Consider the following 23,549-nt stretch of genomic DNA (forward strand, 5'->3'; position numbering starts at 1 on the left):
TTTGCGCTAGATCAAAATGTAAAGGTGTTGTTGTTCACATTTCTATACTTTTGTTAATGTATTACATTATTTTCTAATGTAAAAACCACTGCAAAGTGCCATAACAGCGGCCATCAAAATGAACAGCGGATTAATGAAACGAGGTAGTCTCACCTCAAAAATCTTAGGATTAATGTTAGTACTTATTCTGCTCTCTAGTAGTTTATCGACTTTTGCTATCATCAATTTGTCCTACAGCTTAGGCGACGCCAAGGCGATTAATGCCTCAGGGTCGCTGAGGATGCAAAGCTATCGGTTAATGTTTTACGCCAACTCAGGCAGTGATGCTGCGCAGGATAAAATCACCGAATTCGAAAATACGCTCTATTCCGACACATTAAAGCCCTCGGAAAGTTGGTTTAGTCCGCCAGAAATTGCCGCTCAATATCAGCTTGTCATCGATAAATGGCTGGTGATGAAACACTACATAGAACAAGAAAACTCCCGCGATTATGTCGCCTCACTGAAGGACTTTGTTGATACCATTGATTTACTGGTGCTTGAGATGGAGCACTACGCCGCCTTTAAACTCAGGCTCCTTGCCGCCAGCCAAATATTAGGCTTAGGCGTCATGCTCATTATCGCTTTTGTGGCCGTGCGTTTTACAAAGAAGAAAGTAGTGATCCCACTGCAAAAACTGATGGAATCGGCCAACACGATTTCTAAGGGTAATTTTGAAATTGAAATGCCCGAGACCGAATATATTGAACTCACAGCGCTGACCCATGCCCTACAAAAAACGGCTAAGGAACTCGCGACGCTTTATGGCAACTTAGAATCGCAGGTAGCAGAAAAAACCTTAGCACTGACAAGGGCCAACAACGAGCTGGCATTCTTATATGATAACCTACTGACATTAAACGCAAATAAACTCGATTATAAGGCTCTCAAGGCGGCGCTGAATCAGTTAAAAGGCTATGAATCACTCGACTACCTAAGACTCATCATTCAATACCCAGAGCAAGAGCTTGAAGTGATTGAGGCCGATGGCGGTTGGCCAGATATGACTCAAGAGAGCACCCGTTTCCCACTGCAATTTGAGCAGGCTAATTTAGGCTATTTAGAGTTAATTGCCGACCAAACACCCAATATCGCCTTGTTTAACAATTTCGCAATTATGCTGACGCGCTCAATCGTGATCCACAATGCCACAGAGCAAAGACAGCAACTGGCGCTAATGGAGGAACGTGGCGTGATTGCCCGGGAGCTGCACGACTCTTTAGGTCAAGTGCTATCTTTCCTAAAAATCCAAATTAGCTTATTACGCAAAAACTTAGATTGCAGTTGCCGCAGCCCGATCGTTGAAGCGCAGTTAACCGAAATCAACGAAGGTGTAAGCACTGCCTACGTGCAGCTCAGGGAGTTACTATCCACCTTTAGGCTCACAATTAAAGAGCCCGATCTAAAAAGTGCTTTAGAGGCTATGCTTGAGCAACTCAGGACAAAGACGAATATAAAGATAACCTTAGACTATAAACTTGCGCCACAATGGCTAGAGGCAAAGCAGCACATCCACATACTGCAGATCACACGAGAAGCGACGTTAAACGCCATCAAACATGCTGAGGCCAGCCTCATTAACATCCATTGCTATAAGGATGACGAGGGTATGGTCAATATTGATGTTTGTGATAACGGCATAGGTATTGGACATTTAAAAGAACGAGATCAACATTTTGGCATAGGTATAATGCATGAACGAGCCAGTAAGCTTTCAGGTAAAGTCGAGTTCAGCGACAATGATTTAAAGAGATTTAAACCTGCTATGGCAACCACGACTGAGCAAGGATGCAATGCACAAGACGACGCACTCAAACCTAACAGCCCATTAAACCTTGTGCAGCACAGCAAGGAGTCAAGTGGCACTAGAGTGACGCTTATTTTCCCATCTCAACAGGAGCCTTCAAATGGGTAAACCTTATTCCGTACTGGTGGTCGATGACCATCCCCTCTTGCGCAAAGGCATCTGCCAGCTCATCGCTTCAGATCCTGACTTCAGCCTATTTGGCGAAGCCGGTAGTGGTTTAGACGCATTAACCGCAGTGGTCACCGATGAACCCGACATCATATTGCTCGATCTGAATATGAAAGGCATGACAGGCTTAGATACCCTCAACGCCATGCGCCAAGAAGGTGTTACCTCACGCATAGTAATTCTCACCGTTTCCGATGCAAAACAGGATGTTATCCGTTTACTTCGCGCTGGAGCCGACGGCTATTTGCTCAAAGATACTGAGCCAGATTTGCTGCTCGAAAAACTCAAGAATGCCATGCTTGGCCACAGGGTGATCAGCGATGAAGTCGAGGAATACCTTTACGAACTTAAAGATGCGACCGATGAACAAGAATGGATTTCGAGCCTAACACCAAGGGAGCTGCAAATTCTACAGCAACTGGCGGAAGGCTTAAGTAATCGCATGATTTCAGAGCATTTACACATTAGTGAAGGCACAGTTAAAGTGCACGTAAAAAACCTACTGCGTAAAGCCAATGCTAAATCGAGAACCGAAATGGCGGTGCGCTATCTGAATCATTAAAGATACGAAAATGAGCTTGGTATAGCGCAAACAATAAAGGCAATCCCATGATTGCCTTTATGTTTTTATCAAATAGAGATTAAATAAATGATTACAAACCTTTCTCAATAAATTGCTGCCAACTCAATAGCGCCTGCTCAAAATCCTCTAGGCCACAATAAGCTTCTGACTCAGCATCATAGAGTGACATAGCCTCTTCCAATTCATATTCTTGTTCAAAGCCTAAAGTATTGGCAAAGACTCGCGCCTGTTCACGCTCTAACTCTAAGGTAAAATCATTACCAACAAGACGCCATGAACCTCGTTTATCGGCTTGAATTTCTTTTATCACACCCAACACTTGCTGAATTTTAGCTAACTCAATCCCTAATTCTTCCGTAAACCATTGCCCAAGCACTTCATGATCCATGCTAAAGCTAGCCAAAAAAGTGCCAGTTAAACTGTTACGCCGAAATTCGTATTCCATTTTATTGTCTCTTTGATCTAAGCCTACTAATGCTAATTTTAACCTATCCTTGGCTAAGTTGCTTGCATCAGTCAGCACATCAAATTTATGTCAATTTACGTTTGTCTCATGTCGTTAAGCATAAGTCCTGACTTCATTTTCATGGCAAAATCAGTTAGTTTGTTTGGATGATTTTGAAAGTTAAATGGAATGCGATATGCACGAAGGATTTATCTACAGTTTAGTGCTCAGCGGCGCCCAAGCGGGTTCCACCTTGAGCCTAGAACAGATCGAAAAATGGGATCCTCAAGATGGCCTACTCTGGTTACACCTTCGCTATCGTAATAAAAAGGCACGCCACTGGATACTCAATAGCGGCCTGCCGAAGGTCGAAAGTGATGCCCTACTCGCCCAAGACACTCGCCCCCGCGCTGTGATTACAGGTGAAGGCATATTACTCGCATTACGCGGCGTTAACCTCAACCCCAATTCTGCTCCCGAAGACATGGTGGCAGTGCGTATCTATGCCGATAAACAGCGGATCATTTCCACCTGCGATCGCGAGTTACAGTCGGTCAAAGATGTCGCCGAGCTGATCCTTGAGGGAAATGGGCCTACAACTACGGGGGACTTTATCGTCGCAATCTGCGAACGACTGACCAATCGTAAAGTCGAGTTTATTGATAAATTGGAAGAACAGCTCTCTGATTTAGAAGAGCTAGTCGTCTCAGGCAATGTGAAAGACTTACGTACCGATATCGCCGAACTGCGCCGTCAAACTGTAGCCATTCGCCGCTATTTAGCCCCACAGCGCGAAGCATTCTCGAAAATGATTTCCGAGCAATTCAGTCTATTTAAAGATACCGAGCGACTCAAGCTGAGGGAAACAAACGATAAACTTATCCGCACCATTGAAGATCTCGATGCCCTGCGCGATAGAGCCAATGTGACTCAAGAAGAATTACTCAGTCAGCAGTCGGAGCAACTCAACAAACGCTTATACTTCTTATCCTTAGTGTCAGCAATTTTCTTACCGTTGGGCTTTTTAACAGGCTTACTTGGGGTCAATATTGGTGGGATACCGGGTGCGGATAACACTTGGGCCTTCGCCACCTTCTGCGGCATATTAATCTCACTCGTCGCCCTGCAAATGGCGCTGTTTTATCGATTCAAGTGGTTATAGCCACCTTAAAACAACGCCAATCCTAATCGATTGGCTTTGTTTTCTCTCAGTCCCATAAGCTAATTATTATGGGCTAATGCTTACGAGCTAATTTTTATGATTTAGGCTGGAATGTCGGCAACTCAAACACATTGGTCATCACTTTATAAAGCTCAGTCCCTTGGTGCACCGACGCCGAAGCAAAGTGCAGAATCGGCACACAGTCCTGCGGTAAACTTAAGGTCTTTAGTTCATCCGCCGTGCCGTATAAATCCATACGCAGCAAATTCACTAAGGGTTTGCCGGCGGTTAATGGCTCGCCCACAGGCGCGAGGTATTCCACTAAACCCGCGCTCGGAGCGTGATACTTTTTATAGTCTTTAAGGTAACAACCAAAACGGCGCATTTTAGCAGGTGCAACGGTTTCAGCGATCACGCCTCGGTGGCTTAAATATGCCAAAATCCCTTGTGCATCAACCCGTGCATCCTCAAGACAGACGCGCTCTTGGCTCGCCAATTCCAAGGTTAACGCTGACACTGCAACTCCTAAATCGCGCCCTTGAGATTTTGCAAAATCACTCAATTGCCACCAAGGACAAAACGCAGCCTCATCCATGGCGCCACCAAAGGCATTGGGGATAATGAGCGTATAAGGGATCGACAAAAACTGCGCAGCAGCTAAGTCATATTCGGGACAATACAAATGTTTACAGGATTTAGGACCCGTATGCAGATCGAGCACTATATCCGCGCCATGGGCCATAATCTGCAGATTAACCGCGAGCCTATGGCCAGTAGTAATGCCCCATTCATGACGCAATTTTTGCTGACAGGCTTCAACCAAAGTACTGCGATAGGCTTGGAGCAGCTCGCTATCACTCAGCTTGGCATGTTCCCCATACCAAGTCGGTAAATCGATTGCATGATTCAAATACTCACGATTCCAATTCGCGCCCGTAATAGGATCAAATCGGCCAAGGGTAAACTCACCACTTTTTTGGTTGATCCCGAGTGGATTGGCCAATGGCACTAAGGTGATTTCGCCGCGGATGTCACAGTGTTCAAGCTGCTTCATCAACTGATAAATCACCGCATTACCTTGTACTTCAGCACCGTGGACATTGGCCTGAATATACACTTTGGGGCCAGTCGCCTTATCATCACTCGGTTTGAAATGGTAGATAGGCAAAGTAAGTGCTTGCCCTGCGGCAAGCTCCCCGATTTGCAGAGACGATGTTGTCGGCAACATACTAAACGCCTTCGAACAGATTTTGATGCAGCGATTTAACCACTTGCGCCGCTTCCGATTCTGCCACTAACACACACAGATTATGTGGGCTGGCACCTTGGCAAATCATCCGCACATTGTGTGGTTCTAACACTTCAAATACACGGCGACAAATACCAGGCGTCGTCGCAATGCGATTACCGATAATAGCCACTAAGGCCAATCCATCTTCAACTCGCACACGACAATGCTGTGATAATTCTTGCAGCAATGCCTCACTCAACAGACCTTGACCACTCGAATCTGAACCAGTTTTATCGAGGGTTAGAGACACATTCACTTCTGATGTGGTAATCAAATCCACACTGATCTTATGTCGCGCTAATGTCGCAAAGGTTTCCGCTAAAAAGCCCTGAGCATGCAACATTTGCAAGCTGTGAAGATTTAATAGGGTTTGATCGCGGCGCAAAGCCACAGCGCGGAATACGGGCGCATCTTCCACTTGATGACGGATCCAAGTTCCGCCCTTTTCAGGCTCTTTACTTGAACCCACAAACACTTGAATTTGCTGACGAACGGCAGGAAGAATAGTCGCTGGATGCAATACCTTGGCACCAAAGGTCGCCATCTCGGCAGCCTCATTGAAACTGATCTCTGCAATTGGAAAGGCATTGGGCGCCAAACGAGGATCCGTTGTATAAATTCCCGCGACATCGGTCCAAATCTCTACCGCTGAGGCGCGTAACGCTTCAGCTAACAGTGCAGCAGAATAGTCACTACCACCACGACCTAACGTTGTTGTTTGTCCCGCTTCATCGGCACCGATAAAGCCTTGCGTGACAATCACTTGTTCAGCTAACAGTGGCTGTAGATAATCACGAGCTAGAGTCGCAATCTGCTCGACCTGAGGTTCAGCGCGGCCAAAGTGGCTGTCAGTACGTAACACTCGGCGCACATCGAAGGCACTTGAGTTAACACCTTTCTCGCGGATCACCGCCGAAAACAACGCCGAAGAACATTGCTCACCGAGGGACAACAACTCATCCATAGTCGCTTTGCTGCGTTGTGATGCGAGCGCTTCACTCAATACTGACATGCGACTCAATAATTTATCTAATGCGGCGGCCACATCGTTAGGACGACCGAGCTTATCTAAAATCGCATATTGAATTTGGGCAATTTGTTTTAATCGCTGTAATCGGCCATCGTCGTTGATCGATTCTTGGGTCAATTCTACTAGTAGATTTGTCACGCCGCTCGAAGCGCTGACCACGACTAAACGACAATGAGGATTAGCTAACACTATGTCGGCACAGCGATTCATAGCGTTATAGTCGGCGACTGAGGTGCCACCAAATTTTGCGACAACAAGGGACATTAGCGCACCTCCGTAAAACACGTAGGGCAACAAATAAATGCAGATTGAATAAGATATTGATTAACTAACATGATCACACTCCGAACTGACTTCGTTCGAAGAGCCTGGTGCTCAATGATAACGCACCCCAAAAGAAGGGAAACAGCAATCGTCACCAGAAGCTCTCCACCAATTACAGGTGACAATCGTCAGGATTCAGCCTGAGCGACCGACATAAACATGCAGCAACCATATCTATGCCTCGGCGTTAATCTCCCTCATCAGTCATCGCTGGAGTTTGTGCTCCTCTGACCGACTACCTAGTTAACGCTCCTCTTCTGTTCCTTTCCTAGGAAAGGGACGAAAAAAGTAGCAATAAACCCCTAATGAAGTCAATGCTAATTTCATAACAAATGAACAATTTAAATAAAATCTTTTGAAAACAACTAAATGTTCAAATCGGGTAGCTCGTATACCAGCTGCACATAATCTCTAAATTTGCCTAAACACACTTCATCATGTCCATCCAAGGTGCAAGGCACTAAGCTCACATCCCCTTGTTCGACAACATAAATCGCATATTGATTAAATTTCTTACCCAATTGCAATGCCATCGTTCTATCGATAAACACGGCCCAACTTTTTTCCATGTGGGATAAATCCGGTGCTGCGCCCACTAAAGCACGATAAGGGCTACCGAGTAATTCAATTTCACGAAGAAGTTGGCGATCGAGTAAACGGTTTTGGCTAGGAGAGAGAAGCTTTGAAGCGGGATTATGAGCGGTAATAACAGCAAAGGAAAAATCACAGGATAATGCTTGAGTCAGCAAAAACAACGGCGCTTGGTAACATTGCCACAAATTTTGAGTCGTATTGTCCATTGGTAGTCTAGTCGAAAAATGAACCCAAGCTAGTGTAGCAGAGTGATTGTAAAATCCAAAGAGGCGTGAACTGGCTCACAGGAATAAGAAATACATTAGTTATACTAATCAATAGCTAAAGTAAATATCATGGTAAAAAACCCTGCTCACCTAAAATTTGTTAACATTTCATTTGTTAACAAATGACTAAAACGAGTACAATGTACGTACTGGTGAGTTGAAACAGATTGAGCAAGATGCTTATCGTTCAATACAGTTTGTTACATATATCGCTTAAAGTAACGTGAACTGACCGGGCATCTGTTTAAAATCTGTTCTACATTTGATTTGTCTTTTAAACATTTAAAAAAAACAATAGTTAAGGAACTTATTCTAACTATTGCTTATCGAAGTTGGTACTGATTACGTTTTCTCGTATTACACTTAAACGTGCACTTAATCTACATCCAGATATAGATGTCACCGTAAAGATTTTCCTTTTGAGCACAAAGCAGTTCAAGGAAGTATCAACGCTTTTATGAATATAAGAGCCCGAAGTAAGTTGCTCTTATTGGTTAGTATAAACTGATTAAAATTTAGGTAAATAATATGCAAAATCCGCACATTCTGATCGTTGAAGATGAAGCCGTTACCCGTAACACGCTGAGAAGTATTTTCGAGGCAGAAGGGTATGTGGTAACTGAGGCCAATGATGGCGCAGAAATGCATAAGGCTATGCAGGAAAACAAAATTAACTTGGTCGTTATGGACATTAACTTGCCAGGTAAGAATGGTCTATTGTTGGCACGTGAACTACGTGAAATCAACAACATCGGTCTTATCTTCCTGACAGGTCGTGACAACGAAGTCGACAAAATTCTTGGACTTGAAATTGGCGCGGACGATTATATTACCAAGCCGTTCAACCCACGTGAATTAACGATTCGTGCTCGTAACCTTCTGACTCGTGTCAACAGCGCTGGCGCTGAAGTCGAAGAAAAGAGCTCAGTAGAATACTACCGCTTCAATGATTGGAGCTTAGAGATCAACAGCCGTTCATTAGTGAGCCCACAGGGTGAATCTTACAAACTGCCACGTAGCGAGTTCCGCGCTATGCTGCACTTTGTTGAAAACCCAGGCAAAATTTTGACTCGTGCCGATCTACTGATGAAAATGACTGGCCGTGAACTTAAGCCACACGATCGTACTGTAGACGTGACTATCCGTCGTATCCGTAAGCATTTCGAAAGCTTGCCAGATACGCCAGAAATCATCGCGACTATTCACGGTGAAGGCTATCGTTTTTGCGGTAACTTAGAAGGCTAATCACCCGCTAAGCGACATCCGCATTAATTGGTTTGATAAGAATCGATTCACAAAAAACCAGATCCTAGGATCTGGTTTTTTTATGCCTACTATTTGGCGTTTTTCAACTGCCTATCTAGGAAATCGGCCAGTGAGCGATATAAGTGATTACGCACTTTCTCGCCACGCATCGAATGTTTAGATCCAGGATAATCGATCATCTGGAATAATTTCCCTTCATCCTGCAGCGCCTTATAAACCCGAGTGCTGTTTTCAAACAAGACGTTATCATCGGCCATACCGTGATACATCAACAGACCCGATTGATAGTTTTTCACATAGGGAAACACGCTGCTGGCTTCATAACCCTTTCCATTCCCCTCAGGATGGGCTAAGTAACGCTCAGTATAATGGGTGTCATATAAGCGCCAGTCGGTTACAGGCGCGCCCGAAATCGCGGCTTTAAAGTAATCTGGCGCCTTAAATAGACTCATCAAGGCCATGTAACCACCGTAGCTGTGGCCGTAAATTGCTACATTATCGGCATCGACAAATGGCAGACTCCGTAAATAGTCCACTCCCACTTTTTGATCCTTGACTTCAGCTTCGCCCAAGTGACGGTAAATCACTTGCTCAAACTTTGTGCCCCTGTGGGCGCTGCCGCGGTTATCCAACTGGAACACCACATAGCCTTGTTGCACCAGATACTGGGTAAAGTAGTCCTGCTCGCTCCAACTGTTGGTCACTAACTGTGCGTGCGGCCCACCGTAAACCCGCACTACGACAGGGTATTTCTTGCTCGCATCGAAGGGAACAGGTTTGAATAAACGGGTTTGTAACACTTGGCCATCTTCGGCTTTCAGTTCACCAAATTCAGGGATTTGCCACAGACCCGCATAGTCATATAAAGGATGGCCTTGCTTGACTTCATTTTGCTCAACCCAAGCCAGTTGTTGGCCCTTGTCACCGTGTAAACTGATCTGCGGTGGCTGAGATAAGCTATTGAAATAATCCAGATACACACTTTGATTGTCGGCAAACACAGGATCGTGCATGCCCGCTTGCTTGCTTACCCGCTCAACCTTGCCACCCGCTAAAGGCACGCGATAAAGTTGTTTCTCGATTGGCGTATCTTTGCGGCCAGTGAAATATACCCAACCTGCGGTTTCATCTATGTATTCCAACGCATCGACAGCCCACTCGCCCTGAGTCAATTGGGTTTTAAGTTTGCCTTTTAAGTCAAAAAGATACAGATGATTAAAGCCGTCACGCTCAGACGCCCAAATAAAGGCAGACTGCTGCTTTAAGAAGTGCAGATCGTTATTGAGGTTCACCCAAGCGTTACTGCGTTCTTTCACTAAGGTTTTTGGCTTAGTCAGTGAATCTAACGCCACCAGTTGCAAATCTAGCTTATGTTGATCGCGACTCTGCCACTGGAACGACAAATGTTTGCTATCGGGCAGCCAATCGACCCGCGGCAGGTAAATATCTTTGCTATTGTCTTCGCTGTTCTCTTCGCGCAGCTTCACCCAATTGATAGCCTTATCTTTTAACGTGACCACACCGAGGGCGATGTCGACATTGTTTTTGCCGGCATAGGGATAGCGCTGCTCAGTAAGTTTAATACCGTCAGCATAGATTTCGTTACGGGTTACTTGCTCGACACCGGACTCATCAATACGGGTAAAGGCGATGGCCGATTCATCGGGCGCCCACCAATAACCTGTCATGCGATCCATTTCCTCCTGAGCGACAAACTCGGCCATGGCATTTTTAATCGCCCCGCCGCCATCGCTCGTCATAGCTTGGCGTTTTTTGGTCGCCAGATCTAACACATACAGATTTTGATCCCGCACGAAAGACACAAAATGTCCCTTGGGCGATAGGCGCGCATCTGTGGCAAACCCTTCGCCAATGGGAAGTTGGCTGACACTGTTATCCACTAATGAGAAATAATACAGATTACCAGCAGCCGGAATTAATAGCGCTTGGCTATCATCGGCCCAGAAGTACTCCATAATGCCTTCGCCATAAATACGTTGGCGTTCGCGGCGGGCCTTTTCTTCATCGGATAATTCATTGCTTGCCAACTTATCGGCATTGAGCAATAGGCTAGATTTGCCCGTCTTTACATCCATCTGCCAGAGATCATAAAAGTTTTGATTGTCTTTACGGCCCGCAAGATAAGTGACACGCTGACCATCGGGTGACAATTTCAAACCTCGAGGACTGGTGCCCGCTAATGCGGGCGAGGCATTCATTCGCTCAATCGTCAGTGGCAGTTTGCCGCCTTCCATTGCATAAGCTGGGGTAATTGAAAACATAGCTGTCGACATCATGGCCATTTGGCTCGCTATCAGTAGGGGAACGGCGCGCACCTTAAGTGAGCACGCAGGGAACCAAGTTAACCTATTTTTAATCATTATTATTCCTTGGAAACATAATCGCCTAAGATGTCAGCGATTAAAAACAAGCCGACATTGTGCCAGAGGCCGCCTATAAATAGAAAGAGCATGCAATATGCCGATACAAATTAGGCCCTTGCGCCAAGCTCAATCCAAATAATCCCTAAAAGCCTTAATATTCGCTAAAAGCATCAGCAACATCGCTGAAATTGTCGACTAACTGAGTTATCATTCGCGGCAAATAACGAAATTGACCTCATTGTTGAACCTCTAAAGGACATAACATGCAGACTCTTGCCCAGCACCTGACCTCACAGGCAGTGAACGACTCCCTCTCCCACCTAATTTTAACCTTAGCCGACACCTCAAAAGCCATTAGCCATGCCGTTCGCCACGGTGCACTTGCGGGCGTGTTAGGCGCGACTGAGCAAGAAAACGTCCAAGGTGAAACCCAGAAAAAACTGGATATCATCACCAACGACATGCTCAAAGATGCATTAAAAGCTGACGGTACAGTGCGCGGTTTGGCGTCGGAAGAAGAAGATCATGTGGTTGAAGTCAGCCGAAATGGTCAATATCTGGTGTGTTTCGATCCACTTGATGGTTCATCTAATATCGATATTAACTCATTAGTCGGCACCATTTTCTCCGTCCTGCCCGCCCCTGCTGGCGAGCTGACTGAAACTAGTTTTTTACAATCTGGCCGCGCACAATTAGCCGCAGGTTATGTACTTTATGGTCCATCAACCATGCTGGCATTAACCACAGGCCAAGGCGTGCAACTGTTTACTTTGCACCCCGCAACCAATGAGTTTTTACTGACTAACGCCGCCATGAGCATTAGCCCAGATACCCAAGAGTTTGCCATTAACATGTCGAACCAACGTTTTTGGGAAGCGCCAATGCAAACCTATATTGCCGATTTACTGCTCGGTAAAATTGGCCCACGCGAAAAATCATTCAACATGCGCTGGATTGCGGCCATGGTCGGCGATGTACACCGCGTGCTATCTCGCGGTGGTATTTTCACTTACCCAACCGACAATAAAGATCCTAAAAAACCATACAAACTGCGCTTGATGTACGAAGCCAACCCAATGGCATTCTTAGTCGAACAAGCTGGCGGTAAAGCCTCAACGGGTTACGAAACCATTTTGGATATTCAACCAACACAAATTCACCAACGTGTTGCCGTCATCCTAGGCAGCAGCAACGAAGTCGACGCTTGCCTGAGCTACCACGGTATCGATTACAGCGAAGAACCAAGTCTGGACTAAGCAGAATCGCTTAGATTCTGATTTTCATGATGAAAGCCACTGATTACAGTGGCTTTTTTGTTATTTATACGGCCTTGCGGCCGAGAAGGTCGTGGGGCTTCACCCCACACCCGACCAAGGAGGACTGCTCGTCCTATCCTCCTTGGATGCTCCATGACGTCCCCAACGGAGTTGAAAGCCCCTTGTGCTCATTGCCAAATCTGCTATCGCTTCCGAAGGATGCGTCCCTGCACCTGCGAAAGCTAGCTCGGCATCCATGCCGAGACTCACGCAATTTGTCTATTCGCCCTGCGGCAACTCCGAGGGGATAGTGTATTCCTCAGACACTGGAGTTATTGGAAAGTAATCAAGGCATAAAAATGAAGCCTATTTGCTCTTTGGCCTTTAATAAAGAGTCTTCAATGCCCTTCTGCAACTTCGCAGGGAAAGATGAACTTCTGCAATCTCAGAGTTAGCTGTTAATCCCAAAAGATTGGTTCCTGAACCATCTTTTTTAATCCAGCTAAACCCTGTGTATATCTGATAGTCAATAATGACACTCCCAGCGTTAATGATTAGCTATTTTTGTCTTTATCTTTGAACTGCAAAGTGGGTATTATGAGGCTGATTATTATCAAGTTATGAATGGATGCTGTTGATAAATGATTCTAAAAACCAAATCACTTCAAAATACCCAAACACCACAAACGATTGCGGGTCAAAAACAAGAACAGGATGTTGCCTTCTATTTACGCCGCGCCTTCAAAGATCATCCAGAAGTGTTAGTCATCAATGATTTTCGATTCACCTTTAACGGCGAAACCGCGCAAATTGATCACTTAATTATCTATACCTACGGTTTTGTATTAATTGAATCTAAAAGCATAAAAGGCCATGTAGAAGTCAACCAGCAGGGTGAATGGACTCGCAGCCACGGCAATCACTGGTTTGGCATGCCCTCACCAATCAAACAGGTTGAACTACAACAATCACTGCTTAAAGAGATGCTAAAGCAGCATCGAAGTGAAATTCTCGGCAAGTTACTCGGAATAAAACAGCAGGGCTTTGGCATGCGTTGCTGGGACCATGTGTGCGCGGTATCAAGCGATGCGGTAATCAACAGAGATACTATGCCAACCGCTATTTCAGAGCTGCTAGTTAAAACAGAGTTTTTAGTCGATAAACTTGAAAAAATCATGAATCTTAAAAGCAAGTTCATGCGCATTATAAATGTAAGCGACACCCGCCCCGACTTTAATCAACAAGAACTCAATTCAATTGCGAACTTTTTAATCGAGCGGCATGTAGACCCACATAAAGCAACAAGTGAAATAACGCTCGCGCAGACACAACAAGTCAGAGAGCCTATCGCGCACTTTGAAGTTAACAAAGCAGTTGAAGCTCAAACCCAAGCAATAACACAATCTAATACACACAGCATTCTTAGCTGTAAACATTGCGGAGAATCAACAAACTACACACCAATGTACGGTAAGTTTGGTTACTACATTAAATGCAATCAATGCACCAAAAACACACCAATGAAACAAGCGTGCCCAATGTGCCAAAGCAAAAATATCAAAATACAAAAACGCAGCCAGAGCTATACCCTCACCTGCCAAGATTGCAGTCATAGCTCACAGGTGATTTAAAAATTGGCGAAAATTTGGTCTAAGTTGCATAGCTTCAAATAAAGGTTAGATCTATGAAAATAGAATAAACAGAGATTCGTGCGTGTCCCAGCTTTCGCACGCCGAATACAAGAATGATGTAACAGATTCGAAAATATAATGATAAGTAAAAGGAAATATTTGATGGCTGAAAATGTAGCTACAGTTCAGAACGTTATTACAGAATGTATCGTACACAAGCTAATAAAAAAACAACACGTCAAAGGCGCTGACAAGGAATTACGCGAAACATTATTACCAGTAAACAGGTCAGTGCAAAGGCTAGTGGACCACCTTTACAACCTTTACTCAGGTAGCACAGGTAAAGCATTTGGGTGTTTCGAACCAGATGAGGATGAGTACCCCGTACAGCGATACATTCGACAACACACCCAAGAAGCTAAGTACGACTTTAAAACGTTATCGGAAAAACTAATGGTACGCTTAGCCAATAAAGCTGGAGAAGAACTATTAGCAACGGGAGGTTATGTACTTTTTGCAAAAATTAGCGTCGGCGATGTTCATTATTTGCTAGTAGCAATTGTTACTGAAACAGTAGGTACAGCTATTACAGATGGCCTAGATGTTATTGACAGTGTTCATCTTGATTTAAGTCACTTACGTGTTGCTGGTCGCATAGACTTGAATGCTTGGCAAACTGGGGGGGAGCGTTACATTAGTTTTCTCAAGGGACGAAGTGATATCGCTGATTACTTTAAAGTATTTATTGGTTGCAACGACATATTAAAACCACTTGTTGAGACTCAGAAGCTCGTTACAGCATTAGATACTTTTGCAACCGAGCAACAGATGGGAGTCGAGTCTAGAGGGGAGTTTTTGGAAAGAGCTCATCAATTTATAATTCAGTTACCCAAAAATACTCCCCTCAGCTTGACTGCTCTGGCCAATCACTGTTGGCCTGACGCACCCTCTGCACTTACAGCAACTTTATCGCGCGAAGAGTTTAGTTTGTCAGATGGATTTGTCCCTGATCGACGAGCAGCAAAAGGATTGGTAAACTTCGAAGGTAAATCTAAGTTCTGGAAGCTAAATTTTTCAAGAACTGCAATCAAAAATGGCGATGTCGAATATGACCATAAAAATCAAAGAATTATACTAACAAACATTCCTGATGACTTAAGAGAAGAACTATTAGCTGAAACAGCTGAAAATGAAGACGATGAATCTTAAGACACTTAGTAAACTATACAAAAATGTTGAACTTTTCGATGGCAGAAAAGGATACTTTACTGCGGCTGATACGGGAGAATTAGAGCTACTCCAATCAGCCTTAGCAGACTCAACTAATACAGGTGTACATCTCCTTCAAGCTTTTGATATCGAACAGTTAACGGTCGGTACTAGAGTTGAACTGGAGCTATCAGACCCAAGAACAGGACTTGGGCTTCTAGCTGATAGCTTTGACGATGTGTTGCAATTCCGAAAAGGTAAAATCCAAAAATCCCGATTCTACTTAATTGAAAATGCTTGGTACTCTGAAGATGAAAATGGCCCTGCAATAGTCGATAAATATCTTTCTGTATTGAAATTAGTTGAGCTACTGGGACTTGTTGCGGCTTATCTGGACAAAGATACACAGCAATTGGTATTTGTTAATAACGGTAAATTTATTTTGCCCGTTCAATATGTGACTAACGATATTGAACAAATTAATCAGGATTCTTTATCTAATTTGATGAGCTTTTTTGAGAGTCCTATCCACAAAGAGCAGAAGTTAAAAATTCTTGAAAAAGTTATATGCCAAAAGTACAAAAAAACCACAGAGGAACATAGATTCGCGAAGTTATTAAATGAACTTCCGGACATTTTCAAACAACTAGACGAAGGTTACGCAATATTTGCTTCTGATTTTTCTTACGAAAAAGTAGTAGATCAACTTGAAGTGACCAAGCTAGAAGAACTCGCAAAAATCAACAAAATATTTTCAGATATTCAGAACCAGATTCTTGGGATACCTGTGGCAACAGTCATTGTCGCCACACAGTTGAAATCCACTAGAGAGATTAACGACCTGTTTTGGATTAACACTGCTGTTTTGATTGGTGTGTGGATTTTCGTTGTATTAATTGACTTGGTGCTTCGAAATCAGAAGCACACATTAAACGCAGTGAAAAATGAAACAGAAAGAAAACAAAATCAGATTATTTGCGAATATAATTTTTTACATAAAACAGTCGAGAGTACATTTGATTTAATCTTCAAGCGTATCAAACATCAGAAAGTAGTATTACACGTCGTTGATTTTATAGTGACAGTAGGATTTATATTGGCTCACATCGTCTACTTTGCTCTCACAGAGCCAGCTTATTACTGGTTCTCAATCTTGAACATCTAGTTAAGTTTATTTTAAAAGACAAACTAGAGAAAAATGGCCTTGAATCTCTAAAGATTAGAGTAAAGATGGATTTGGCATAACTCTTTCAGTAGTTACAGCCAACACCGAGATCACAGAAGTTCACCCTACCATCGGAGTTGCCGCGGGGCATTTGCGTTCGTTGCGTGAGCAAGGCATGGATGCCGAGATAGCGTCAGTCGAATCAGGGACGAGCGTCTGACGCGATAGCATAAGGACGCTAAATGCCCAAGGGGTTTTCAACTCCGTTGGAGACGTCATGGAGCATCCAAGGAGGATAGGACGAGCAGTCCTCCTTGGTCGGGTGTGGGGTGAAGCCCCACGACTTTGATTCACCTCGACCGTAAGGCCGTATAAATCTGCAACTACAATATGGACGTGAACTAAAAATCGAAGGTTCTACATCAGTAGAATTAACAATTAAAAAGACAAGGACGAGCAGTCCTCCTTGGTCGACTCTTGATTAAACGTCAGGGGGGAAGCCCTAGGACTTTCTCGGCCGTAAGGCCACGAAGCCAAAAGCTACGTAGCAAGTGCGAAATGTGGCGCAAAGAAAATCACAACAGGTACAAACTCCAAAGCACAAATCTGCCACAGCAGCCGCAAGGCCAGCGTGAGTGACCATAGCTAGACTCACACATTTATAAATCAAGAAGGCCAACACCCCGCAGCATGGTTGGCGGGGATTGGTATTTTGTGGCATAAGCGGTGAATTAAAGCCAGATAAGAGCTGCCGCTCCTGTTTGTCGTCTGTCGATTGAATACATCAAACAGGCGGCTTTACTGACATTGCTATTTTACTTCCAACCGATTATTTACCGAGTGCACACCAGAGGTTGCTGCCGTCACCCGTTCAGCTTGGTCTTTCTGAGCTTGGCTATTTACATTGCCGGAAATGGTGACATCGCCCTTGCGGGTTTCTATCTGAATATCTAAATTTTGTAGCTGCTGATCAGCGATCAACGCAGTATTAACTGCTGTGGCAATTTTAATATCATCACCAGTACCATCCTCGGTTGTTACAGTTAAGTCTGGTGTACCTGTTTGAGTATTCACATTGCCACTATCACAACCGTTAAGCAGCAAACTACCAACGAGTACAACACCAGCGGTAACGAACGTAAGTTTCATGGTTTGCATTATAAGCTCCTTCACACTGCAAAAAGTGCAGGGTAATAACCATAATGCAATAACACCAGTTTGAGCTCTGTGCGCTGGCAGACATACAAATCGATCTAGGGCGAGATCACTTGTTAGACTCTTGATTAAGCGTCAGGGCTGAAGCCCCACTGATTAAGCGTCAGGGCTGAAGCCCCACGACTTTGATTCACCTCGGCCATTAGGCCGCAAAGCCAAAATCTACACAATAACCCAAAGATAACCCACTAATTGCTAGCACACAGATTTTGCTGAATCTTCCAACGGCGCTGCATCACAGGAATTGAAAAACCATAACAAAACACCACGATTAGAGGCTGAATTTGAAAGCTCAGCTCGGGCCAAAGCATGAAAGCTGCCACACAGGCTAAAGTACGCACTATCGCATGCACTATGGCCACCTTTTGCGCAGCTAAAACACCGTGGACTAACCACATTAAACCTGTTTGCACCGCAAGGGCGAAAGGCAAGGCCAGATAATTTTCCATAAAAAAGGGAATACTGATGCTAAAGGTTAAAAAACTCATCCCCATCGCAGCGAGAAACACAGTCTCAAACCAATTACGCTCAGCGCTTTTCTTAAACGAGATATTCTCGCCCGTCAGCCGCGAAATACCCATGGCAAGGTAGATAATAGAACCAGTACCGATAAAGACCGCCATCACCAACTGCGAAGGAGGCAATACAAAGCTCAATAAAAACAGTAAGCTCCACACAATCATGCCGGATAAAGGCATAGCTAAAGCACGTTGTTGACGGTATTCGATTAATTGTTGGTCCAGTGATTTATGTTGCATGATTAAGCCTCCTTGTTTAGATGACTTAAGTATCTGCGTAAAATGTCCATCACGGCAGTGTGAGTTGTCAGCAATCTAGGATGACAAATGTCATCGATGATAAACTTATTAGGGAAAATGAGCGGGAAAGATGGCACAGACATAACTCTTTCAGTAGTTACAGCCCACACAGTGGCCACAGAAGTTCACCTCCCCTGCGAAGTTGCTGAAGGGCGTTGAAGAAAATAGCGTGAGCGAGGCATGGATGCCGAGCTAGCTTTCGGGGTACAGGATGTACCATCGGAAGCGTTAGCGATTTTCGAATAAGCACGAAGCCACTAATCAATGCATGTAACTTCGCTAGGGGCGTCATGGAGCATCCAAGGAGGATAGGACGAGCAGTCCTCCTTGGTCGGGTGTGGGGTGAAGCCCCACGACTTTGATCCACCTCGGCCGCAAGGCCGCATAAAGAGTTTCATACCATTATCGAATTGAAAAACTATCCGCCGATAGCGCGGCTTTAACCCAGTATGTTATTGTTTTAGCATCATAGATTCGATTTTTACGCTTTAACCACTAAGGGTTTACTCCATATGGAACAAATATTTGAAAAATTAATGTATGCATCGCGCTGGATTATGGCGCCAATTTATTTGGGACTCAGCTTTGTTTTATTGGGCTTAGGCATTAAATTCTTCCAAGAGATCTTCCATATTCTGCCGATCATTTTTGAGATGACTGAAGTGGATTTAGTGCTGGTGACCCTGTCCTTGATTGATATCACCCTCGTGGGCGGCCTGATTGTGATGGTGATGTTCTCTGGCTACGAGAATTTTGTCTCGCAGCTGGATGTAGGCGAAGACAGTGAGAAGCTAAGTTGGCTGGGTAAATTAGATTCTGGCTCACTGAAAAACAAAGTGGCGGCGTCGATTGTGGCGATTTCGTCTATTCACCTACTGAAAATCTTTATGGATGTGAAGAATATCGATAACGACAAAATCATGTGGTATCTGTTAATACACATCACCTTTGTATTATCAGCCTTTGCCATGGGCTATCTGGATAAAATTACTCGCACTAAGTAATGGGCTAACATTGTTGATGCTAACCTAGCAACACATCAATACCAGCATAGAGAATATTAAACAAAAGCCACTGTTTTCAGTGGCTTTTGTTTTTATAGAATACGACTTAGTGGCACATTAACTCTTCGCTGACTCAAGCTGATGCACTTTCTCGGTTTGATCCACTATGGTCAACACCGCAGTATCACCAACCACGTTACAGGATGTCAGCACCATATCAATAATCCGATCTAAGGCCGCCACTATGGCAAAGGCTTCTATCGGTAATCCCATTTGATGGATTAACACACCTATCATCACCATGCCGCCACCGGGCACACCACCCGCACCGACAGATAATAGGAAGACACTAAATAACAGCGAAGGCAATTGCTCAGTGGTAATGGGCATGCCAAAGGCGTTGGCGACAAAGAAAATCGCAATAGTGATATAAATCGCCACACCGCCCATGTTCATGGTCGCCCCCAGCGGTACGCCAAAACCAGCAACAGCACGGTTCACGCCTAACTTGTCCGTTAAAGTACGCATGGTCACGGGAATAGTCGCATTTGAACTTGCAGTCGAGAGTGAAAACAGCACTTGCTCTTGGGTCTTCTCGCGGAAGGTTTTGGCTGAGATTGGGGTAAATATCCCCACTGCCATAGGATAAACCACAAAAATCCACAGTAGCAGCAGCGCGAGGATCAGCACCATATACTCAACCACACTCATAAACACACCTGCATCTAAGGTCGCGCCGAGTTTAAACATCAAGGCAAATACACCATAGGGCGCAAGACTCATCACCACAGAAATCAGTTTCATCATGATTTTATTGGCGGTTTGAAAACCTTGGACAGCACCCGCAACATGCTCCCCAAGGGACTTAATCACACCGCCAAGCAACAAGGCCATAAAGATCACCTGTAGCATATTGCCCGACATAAAAGCCGTCACAGGATTACGTGGGACTATGTCGATCACCAGCGCCATCAGGCTTGGCAGCTCAGTTGCTGTAATCGCTACGCCATCCGTGCTGCTCATATCTACACCTTTACCGGGTTCGAGTAGCAGCACCACTAATAATGCGGTCGCGATTGCGACGACAGTATTGATGATATAAAAACCGAAGGTCTTACCGCCCAAGCGGCCAAAACTTTTAAGATCTTGCAGCTCACAGACACCACAAACGATGCTCACAAACACGAGTGGCACAACCAGCATCATGATCATATTGACGAACATAGTACCAACGCCACCGGCAAGCTCGACTAAATTACCCGAGAAAAAACCGATATCGTTTAAGAAGTATTGCACTATTGTGCCGAAAATAAGGCCGGCAAACAGACCAATAAAGATCCGCGTCGAAAGTGATTTCATCATGCTTGTGATTTCCCCAGAAAGGTCATTTATTTGTTATTCATCTTCCATGATGAGCACAATTGCCAATCCATTTTTGGCTCAGGCGGGGATAGTGAAACATGCTAGCCGTTAATTCAATGAATAAATTTCATTTTTTCATCTTGAATTAAGTTAACACCATCACAGAAAAACAGTAATAAACTGATTTTAAATCATAAAAAATTCATAAGCACAATATTTAAGCACTAACAAAATATATTTAAACCAGCATAAACAAACAAAATAAACACAAAATAACATCAAATTAAACATATAAGAAACAATAACCAGATAAATATCAGACTTAATAACTGAATTTAAATTTATAACAGGATTTAAAACCAGTTAATTACAGTAAAGCAGAGAGATGAAATGGATGACAGCTAAATATATGGCACTAACACTAGTTCAAGTCCGCGAGCCAGCAGGTGTTGCTGTTTGATACTAATCTGGTGTTGATTTAACCAAACGGCTAATTTTTGCCAATGCTTTAACTCGGCATTTTGCAAATACTTAGCCTGTTTCGCTTGCTTGTCGAAATAATCAGTAGAATTAATTTGTGCTATTGCCAATAACTCAGCAGGTGCTGTCAGCGCAAGTTGTGGCACAAGGCAATGGGTCACGCCCATTAAGGTATGGGCGATTTGTAACCCTGCGGGATCTAAGTCGGTAAAGGCGATAATCGGCAATTTATCTGCCATCGCTTGCAAAAAATGCCGCACGCCAATCGGGGAATGATGACCGCTACCACGGTAGATAACCATCACATAAGTTAAATCCTGTGGTAAACGCGCTTGATGGATAACATCAAATACATCTAAGTTTTCAACCACTAGGATGGCTGCGACATTGAGTTCATGGCAATGCTTTTGTGCTTCATCCAAAGGAATACGCAGTGATGTGTGTGTTGAAATCCCAGTTGGTGAAAATTCGAAACCTAGATACTTCATCAAAACGTATTCGGCTTCGGGGCGGATCTTAGCAAGCTTTTCATCGTGACTTTTGGCGGACATCGCCATGCGATCGACATTAAAATCAAGCTGCCTTAAATCAAGCCCCATTAACGCCAACACGCTTTGCCTTAGCAGTTCAAAATCTTTGGGCGCAAAACACAGATACTTTTCGGATCCGTCTAACTCACCCACTTCTAACTCGCGGTAAATAGCGCGCCAGTTAGCCGTGAGCTTAACCTTGGGAGAACGCTTAATAAAAGCGTTCTCCAACAGTTGTAATTGTTGCTGGCCTAGGCGAGCCATAATTCCACATCACGAATAATAAAGTTGCCGCTATAGATGGGATGCGGTTCACCCAATGGCTCAAGCTCAAAATAAGCTTTGTGTTCATCGGGCAGACCTTCGTAGCCACCAATCACTTGATAAATCCAGCTTTCGGCGTCCCAAGGCAGCGCTTTATCCGCCAGATATTCCAGCGCCGATTGGCGCAGGCCAGACTCAATCACATCGACGAAATACTCATCCACCGCTTGTTTGAGCGGATTATCCGGCACATCAAAGTCTTCACTTTGGGTGATAGAAACGGATGCATCTCGCTCACGAACCGCCGCAATCACGGGATGGCGGCTGATGGCTTTAATGTGCGCAACTATGCCCATCAACTCCAGTTCTTGGCTGGCGTTATGCACATCTACCGCAGCAGGCGCGAGCAAGATTTCGGCGCGATTGAATAGACTCGGGATTTCCTTGTGGGATACATGGTCCGCAGGCCGATAATCCGGATGCAAATCAGTGTAGAGCAACCAGCCCTTGAGCAAACGGGTACGCCCACGGATTTGTCTGAAGCGACCTAAGAGTTCGAGTAAACGCCCCTGCACTACGCTCAGTTCCTGGGCGCAGTCGCTCATGGTTTCCTGCAAAGTCGTCACTAAGAGTTTGCGCAGTTCACGGATATCGCCAGCGATTTCGCCTAGCTCACTAAACTGGAACATCTCTAAGCCATTAAGCAATTCAGACACTTGGCTTTGAGCTAATTCGTTTTCGCGGATCTTAGCGTTGATCGTACCAACGTAACCGAACTCGTTATTGATCCGGCCCCAGAGCACACGGATCGAATAACGCAGACTGTCGGCGAAACTATAAACATGTTCGCTTAAATCGGATAAATAGGCCTCAGCGGCGCTGTAATCTGAGCTATGACGCGCCTCTTTATAATGATCGGCCAAGGTTTTAATCGTGGCTAAGGCCGAACCGACATTAGAGTCGATTTGACGATTGCGCTCATCACTTAAACCTTCTTCGAGTAAGGCACGCACAGAACGCTTAAGCCGCAGCTCCTGATCTGGCTCTGGCCGCCATAAAATCCCTGCCTGTTTAAGCTTTTCGACCACGCTTGGATCGTGCGCATCCTCGTTAAGAGAGCCCGCCAAATAGGTATCCATAATAATGTCAGCATGGCGACCTAACTGCTTGAGCAGTTTCACACCCGCCTGATGTAAGTTACTGCTCATCATGGCCTCCTTGGTCGCAGCTTTTACCTAGGTTTAACAGTGCCAACA

At 44.6% G+C, this 23,549-nt stretch carries 19 protein-coding genes and 1 riboswitch; of the genes, 9 read left to right on the top strand and 10 right to left on the bottom strand.

Going from position 1 to position 23,549, the window contains the following annotated elements; translation table 11 throughout:
- Window positions 1-118 precede the first annotated feature (118 nt).
- Together narQ and HQQ92_RS18375 are read left to right on the top strand one after the other, a co-directional pair.
- Window positions 119-1,954 (top strand): nitrate/nitrite two-component system sensor histidine kinase NarQ, encoded by a 1,836-nt coding sequence (narQ, locus tag HQQ92_RS18370; RefSeq protein ID WP_173247470.1) that lies wholly within the window; start codon window positions 119-121, stop codon window positions 1,952-1,954.
- Window positions 1,947-2,576, top strand: a complete 630-nt coding sequence (locus HQQ92_RS18375; protein WP_173247473.1) for a response regulator — start codon at window positions 1,947-1,949, stop codon at window positions 2,574-2,576. Before narQ ends, HQQ92_RS18375 begins: the two co-directional genes overlap by 8 nt.
- Window positions 2,577-2,667: 91 nt before the next feature.
- On the opposite strand, the gene HQQ92_RS18380 is transcribed toward HQQ92_RS18375, so the two are convergent.
- A complete protein-coding gene (locus HQQ92_RS18380; protein WP_173247476.1) occupies window positions 2,668-3,042 on the bottom strand; it encodes a YacL family protein in 375 nt (124 codons plus the stop codon).
- A gap of 196 nt (window positions 3,043-3,238) precedes the next feature.
- Between HQQ92_RS18380 and HQQ92_RS18385 the strand changes: the two genes are divergently transcribed.
- Window positions 3,239-4,204: a zinc transporter ZntB gene (locus HQQ92_RS18385; protein WP_131525184.1), complete on the top strand. Its 966-nt coding sequence runs from the start codon at window positions 3,239-3,241 to the stop codon at window positions 4,202-4,204.
- Between the two features lie 94 nt (window positions 4,205-4,298).
- Here the strand turns inward: HQQ92_RS18385 and HQQ92_RS18390 are convergent, their stop codons facing one another.
- From HQQ92_RS18390 to HQQ92_RS18400, 3 genes are all read right to left on the bottom strand, one after another.
- Window positions 4,299-5,432 carry a succinylglutamate desuccinylase/aspartoacylase family protein gene (locus HQQ92_RS18390; RefSeq protein WP_173247478.1) on the bottom strand — a complete coding sequence of 378 codons (1,134 nt, stop codon included), beginning with the start codon at window positions 5,430-5,432 and terminating at the stop codon, window positions 4,299-4,301.
- A gap of 1 nt (window position 5,433) precedes the next feature.
- Window positions 5,434-6,789: a lysine-sensitive aspartokinase 3 gene (gene lysC / locus HQQ92_RS18395; protein ID WP_131525182.1), complete on the bottom strand. Its 1,356-nt coding sequence runs from the start codon at window positions 6,787-6,789 to the stop codon at window positions 5,434-5,436.
- A gap of 150 nt (window positions 6,790-6,939) precedes the next feature.
- A riboswitch (Lysine riboswitch) is annotated at window positions 6,940-7,114 on the bottom strand.
- 100 nt (window positions 7,115-7,214) lie between these two features.
- Window positions 7,215-7,649, bottom strand: a complete 435-nt coding sequence (locus HQQ92_RS18400) for a DUF3293 domain-containing protein (RefSeq protein ID WP_173247481.1) — start codon at window positions 7,647-7,649, stop codon at window positions 7,215-7,217.
- Window positions 7,650-8,237: 588 nt separating this feature from the next.
- On the opposite strand from HQQ92_RS18400, the gene arcA reads away from it, so the two are divergent.
- Window positions 8,238-8,954, top strand: coding sequence for a two-component system response regulator ArcA (gene arcA, locus HQQ92_RS18405; RefSeq protein WP_006080127.1), 717 nt, complete (start codon window positions 8,238-8,240; stop codon window positions 8,952-8,954).
- A gap of 89 nt (window positions 8,955-9,043) precedes the next feature.
- Here the strand turns inward: arcA and HQQ92_RS18410 are convergent, their stop codons facing one another.
- Window positions 9,044-11,356 carry a S9 family peptidase gene (locus HQQ92_RS18410; RefSeq protein WP_173247484.1) on the bottom strand — a complete coding sequence of 771 codons (2,313 nt, stop codon included), beginning with the start codon at window positions 11,354-11,356 and terminating at the stop codon, window positions 9,044-9,046.
- 266 nt (window positions 11,357-11,622) lie between these two features.
- On the opposite strand from HQQ92_RS18410, the gene HQQ92_RS18415 reads away from it, so the two are divergent.
- From HQQ92_RS18415 to HQQ92_RS18430, 4 genes are all read left to right on the top strand, one after another.
- Entirely contained in the window at window positions 11,623-12,615 is a 993-nt protein-coding gene (locus tag HQQ92_RS18415) for a class 1 fructose-bisphosphatase (RefSeq protein WP_173247487.1), read from the top strand.
- Between the two features lie 641 nt (window positions 12,616-13,256).
- The gene (locus tag HQQ92_RS18420; protein ID WP_173247490.1) at window positions 13,257-14,246 is read left to right on the top strand and encodes a nuclease-related domain-containing protein; all 990 of its coding nucleotides are present in this window, start codon (window positions 13,257-13,259) and stop codon (window positions 14,244-14,246) included.
- A 162-nt stretch (window positions 14,247-14,408) separates the two neighbouring features.
- The gene (locus HQQ92_RS18425; RefSeq protein WP_173247493.1) at window positions 14,409-15,455 is read left to right on the top strand and encodes a nucleoid-associated protein; all 1,047 of its coding nucleotides are present in this window, start codon (window positions 14,409-14,411) and stop codon (window positions 15,453-15,455) included.
- A complete protein-coding gene (locus HQQ92_RS18430) occupies window positions 15,436-16,620 on the top strand; it encodes a hypothetical protein (RefSeq protein WP_173247496.1) in 1,185 nt (394 codons plus the stop codon). Before HQQ92_RS18425 ends, HQQ92_RS18430 begins: the two co-directional genes overlap by 20 nt.
- A gap of 810 nt (window positions 16,621-17,430) precedes the next feature.
- Here the strand turns inward: HQQ92_RS18430 and HQQ92_RS18435 are convergent.
- Together HQQ92_RS18435 and HQQ92_RS18440 are read right to left on the bottom strand one after the other, a co-directional pair.
- The gene (locus tag HQQ92_RS18435; RefSeq protein ID WP_105250242.1) at window positions 17,431-17,778 is read right to left on the bottom strand and encodes a BON domain-containing protein; all 348 of its coding nucleotides are present in this window, start codon (window positions 17,776-17,778) and stop codon (window positions 17,431-17,433) included.
- A 245-nt stretch (window positions 17,779-18,023) separates the two neighbouring features.
- The gene (locus HQQ92_RS18440; protein WP_173247500.1) at window positions 18,024-18,593 is read right to left on the bottom strand and encodes a DUF7010 family protein; all 570 of its coding nucleotides are present in this window, start codon (window positions 18,591-18,593) and stop codon (window positions 18,024-18,026) included.
- Window positions 18,594-19,165: 572 nt separating this feature from the next.
- Here HQQ92_RS18440 and HQQ92_RS18445 point away from each other — a divergent pair.
- Complete coding sequence (locus tag HQQ92_RS18445; RefSeq protein WP_105250244.1) at window positions 19,166-19,657, top strand: TIGR00645 family protein; 492 nt, start codon at window positions 19,166-19,168, stop codon at window positions 19,655-19,657.
- A gap of 117 nt (window positions 19,658-19,774) precedes the next feature.
- On the opposite strand, the gene HQQ92_RS18450 is transcribed toward HQQ92_RS18445, so the two are convergent.
- The 3 genes from HQQ92_RS18450 to HQQ92_RS18460 all read right to left on the bottom strand — a co-directional run bounded on the left by HQQ92_RS18450 (window position 19,775) and on the right by HQQ92_RS18460 (window position 23,501).
- Window positions 19,775-21,019, bottom strand: coding sequence for a dicarboxylate/amino acid:cation symporter (locus HQQ92_RS18450; RefSeq protein ID WP_173247503.1), 1,245 nt, complete (start codon window positions 21,017-21,019; stop codon window positions 19,775-19,777).
- A 401-nt stretch (window positions 21,020-21,420) separates the two neighbouring features.
- Window positions 21,421-22,293 (bottom strand): hypothetical protein, encoded by an 873-nt coding sequence (locus tag HQQ92_RS18455; protein WP_173247506.1) that lies wholly within the window; start codon window positions 22,291-22,293, stop codon window positions 21,421-21,423.
- The gene (locus tag HQQ92_RS18460; protein WP_173248722.1) at window positions 22,281-23,501 is read right to left on the bottom strand and encodes a phosphoenolpyruvate carboxylase; all 1,221 of its coding nucleotides are present in this window, start codon (window positions 23,499-23,501) and stop codon (window positions 22,281-22,283) included. Before HQQ92_RS18460 ends, HQQ92_RS18455 begins: the two co-directional genes overlap by 13 nt.
- Window positions 23,502-23,549: the final 48 nt, after the last annotated feature.

Source organism: Shewanella sp. DC2-4 (genome assembly GCF_013248875.1).
In the GTDB taxonomy this organism is placed as follows: Bacteria; Pseudomonadota; Gammaproteobacteria; order Enterobacterales; family Shewanellaceae; genus Shewanella; species Shewanella oncorhynchi.

Coding starts and splice junctions, on each gene's coding strand:
- narQ (WP_173247470.1), top strand. CDS start 119: ATGAACAGCGGATTAATGAAACGAGGTAGTCTCACCTCAAAAATCTTA.
- HQQ92_RS18375 (WP_173247473.1), top strand. CDS start 1,947: ATGGGTAAACCTTATTCCGTACTGGTGGTCGATGACCATCCCCTCTTG.
- HQQ92_RS18380 (WP_173247476.1), bottom strand. CDS start 3,042: ATGGAATACGAATTTCGGCGTAACAGTTTAACTGGCACTTTTTTGGCT.
- HQQ92_RS18385 (WP_131525184.1), top strand. CDS start 3,239: ATGCACGAAGGATTTATCTACAGTTTAGTGCTCAGCGGCGCCCAAGCG.
- HQQ92_RS18390 (WP_173247478.1), bottom strand. CDS start 5,432: ATGTTGCCGACAACATCGTCTCTGCAAATCGGGGAGCTTGCCGCAGGG.
- lysC (WP_131525182.1), bottom strand. CDS start 6,789: ATGTCCCTTGTTGTCGCAAAATTTGGTGGCACCTCAGTCGCCGACTAT.
- HQQ92_RS18400 (WP_173247481.1), bottom strand. CDS start 7,649: ATGGACAATACGACTCAAAATTTGTGGCAATGTTACCAAGCGCCGTTG.
- arcA (WP_006080127.1), top strand. CDS start 8,238: ATGCAAAATCCGCACATTCTGATCGTTGAAGATGAAGCCGTTACCCGT.
- HQQ92_RS18410 (WP_173247484.1), bottom strand. CDS start 11,356: ATGATTAAAAATAGGTTAACTTGGTTCCCTGCGTGCTCACTTAAGGTG.
- HQQ92_RS18415 (WP_173247487.1), top strand. CDS start 11,623: ATGCAGACTCTTGCCCAGCACCTGACCTCACAGGCAGTGAACGACTCC.
- HQQ92_RS18420 (WP_173247490.1), top strand. CDS start 13,257: ATGATTCTAAAAACCAAATCACTTCAAAATACCCAAACACCACAAACG.
- HQQ92_RS18425 (WP_173247493.1), top strand. CDS start 14,409: ATGGCTGAAAATGTAGCTACAGTTCAGAACGTTATTACAGAATGTATC.
- HQQ92_RS18430 (WP_173247496.1), top strand. CDS start 15,436: ATGAAGACGATGAATCTTAAGACACTTAGTAAACTATACAAAAATGTT.
- HQQ92_RS18435 (WP_105250242.1), bottom strand. CDS start 17,778: ATGCAAACCATGAAACTTACGTTCGTTACCGCTGGTGTTGTACTCGTT.
- HQQ92_RS18440 (WP_173247500.1), bottom strand. CDS start 18,593: ATGCAACATAAATCACTGGACCAACAATTAATCGAATACCGTCAACAA.
- HQQ92_RS18445 (WP_105250244.1), top strand. CDS start 19,166: ATGGAACAAATATTTGAAAAATTAATGTATGCATCGCGCTGGATTATG.
- HQQ92_RS18450 (WP_173247503.1), bottom strand. CDS start 21,019: ATGATGAAATCACTTTCGACGCGGATCTTTATTGGTCTGTTTGCCGGC.
- HQQ92_RS18455 (WP_173247506.1), bottom strand. CDS start 22,293: ATGGCTCGCCTAGGCCAGCAACAATTACAACTGTTGGAGAACGCTTTT.
- HQQ92_RS18460 (WP_173248722.1), bottom strand. CDS start 23,501: ATGAGCAGTAACTTACATCAGGCGGGTGTGAAACTGCTCAAGCAGTTA.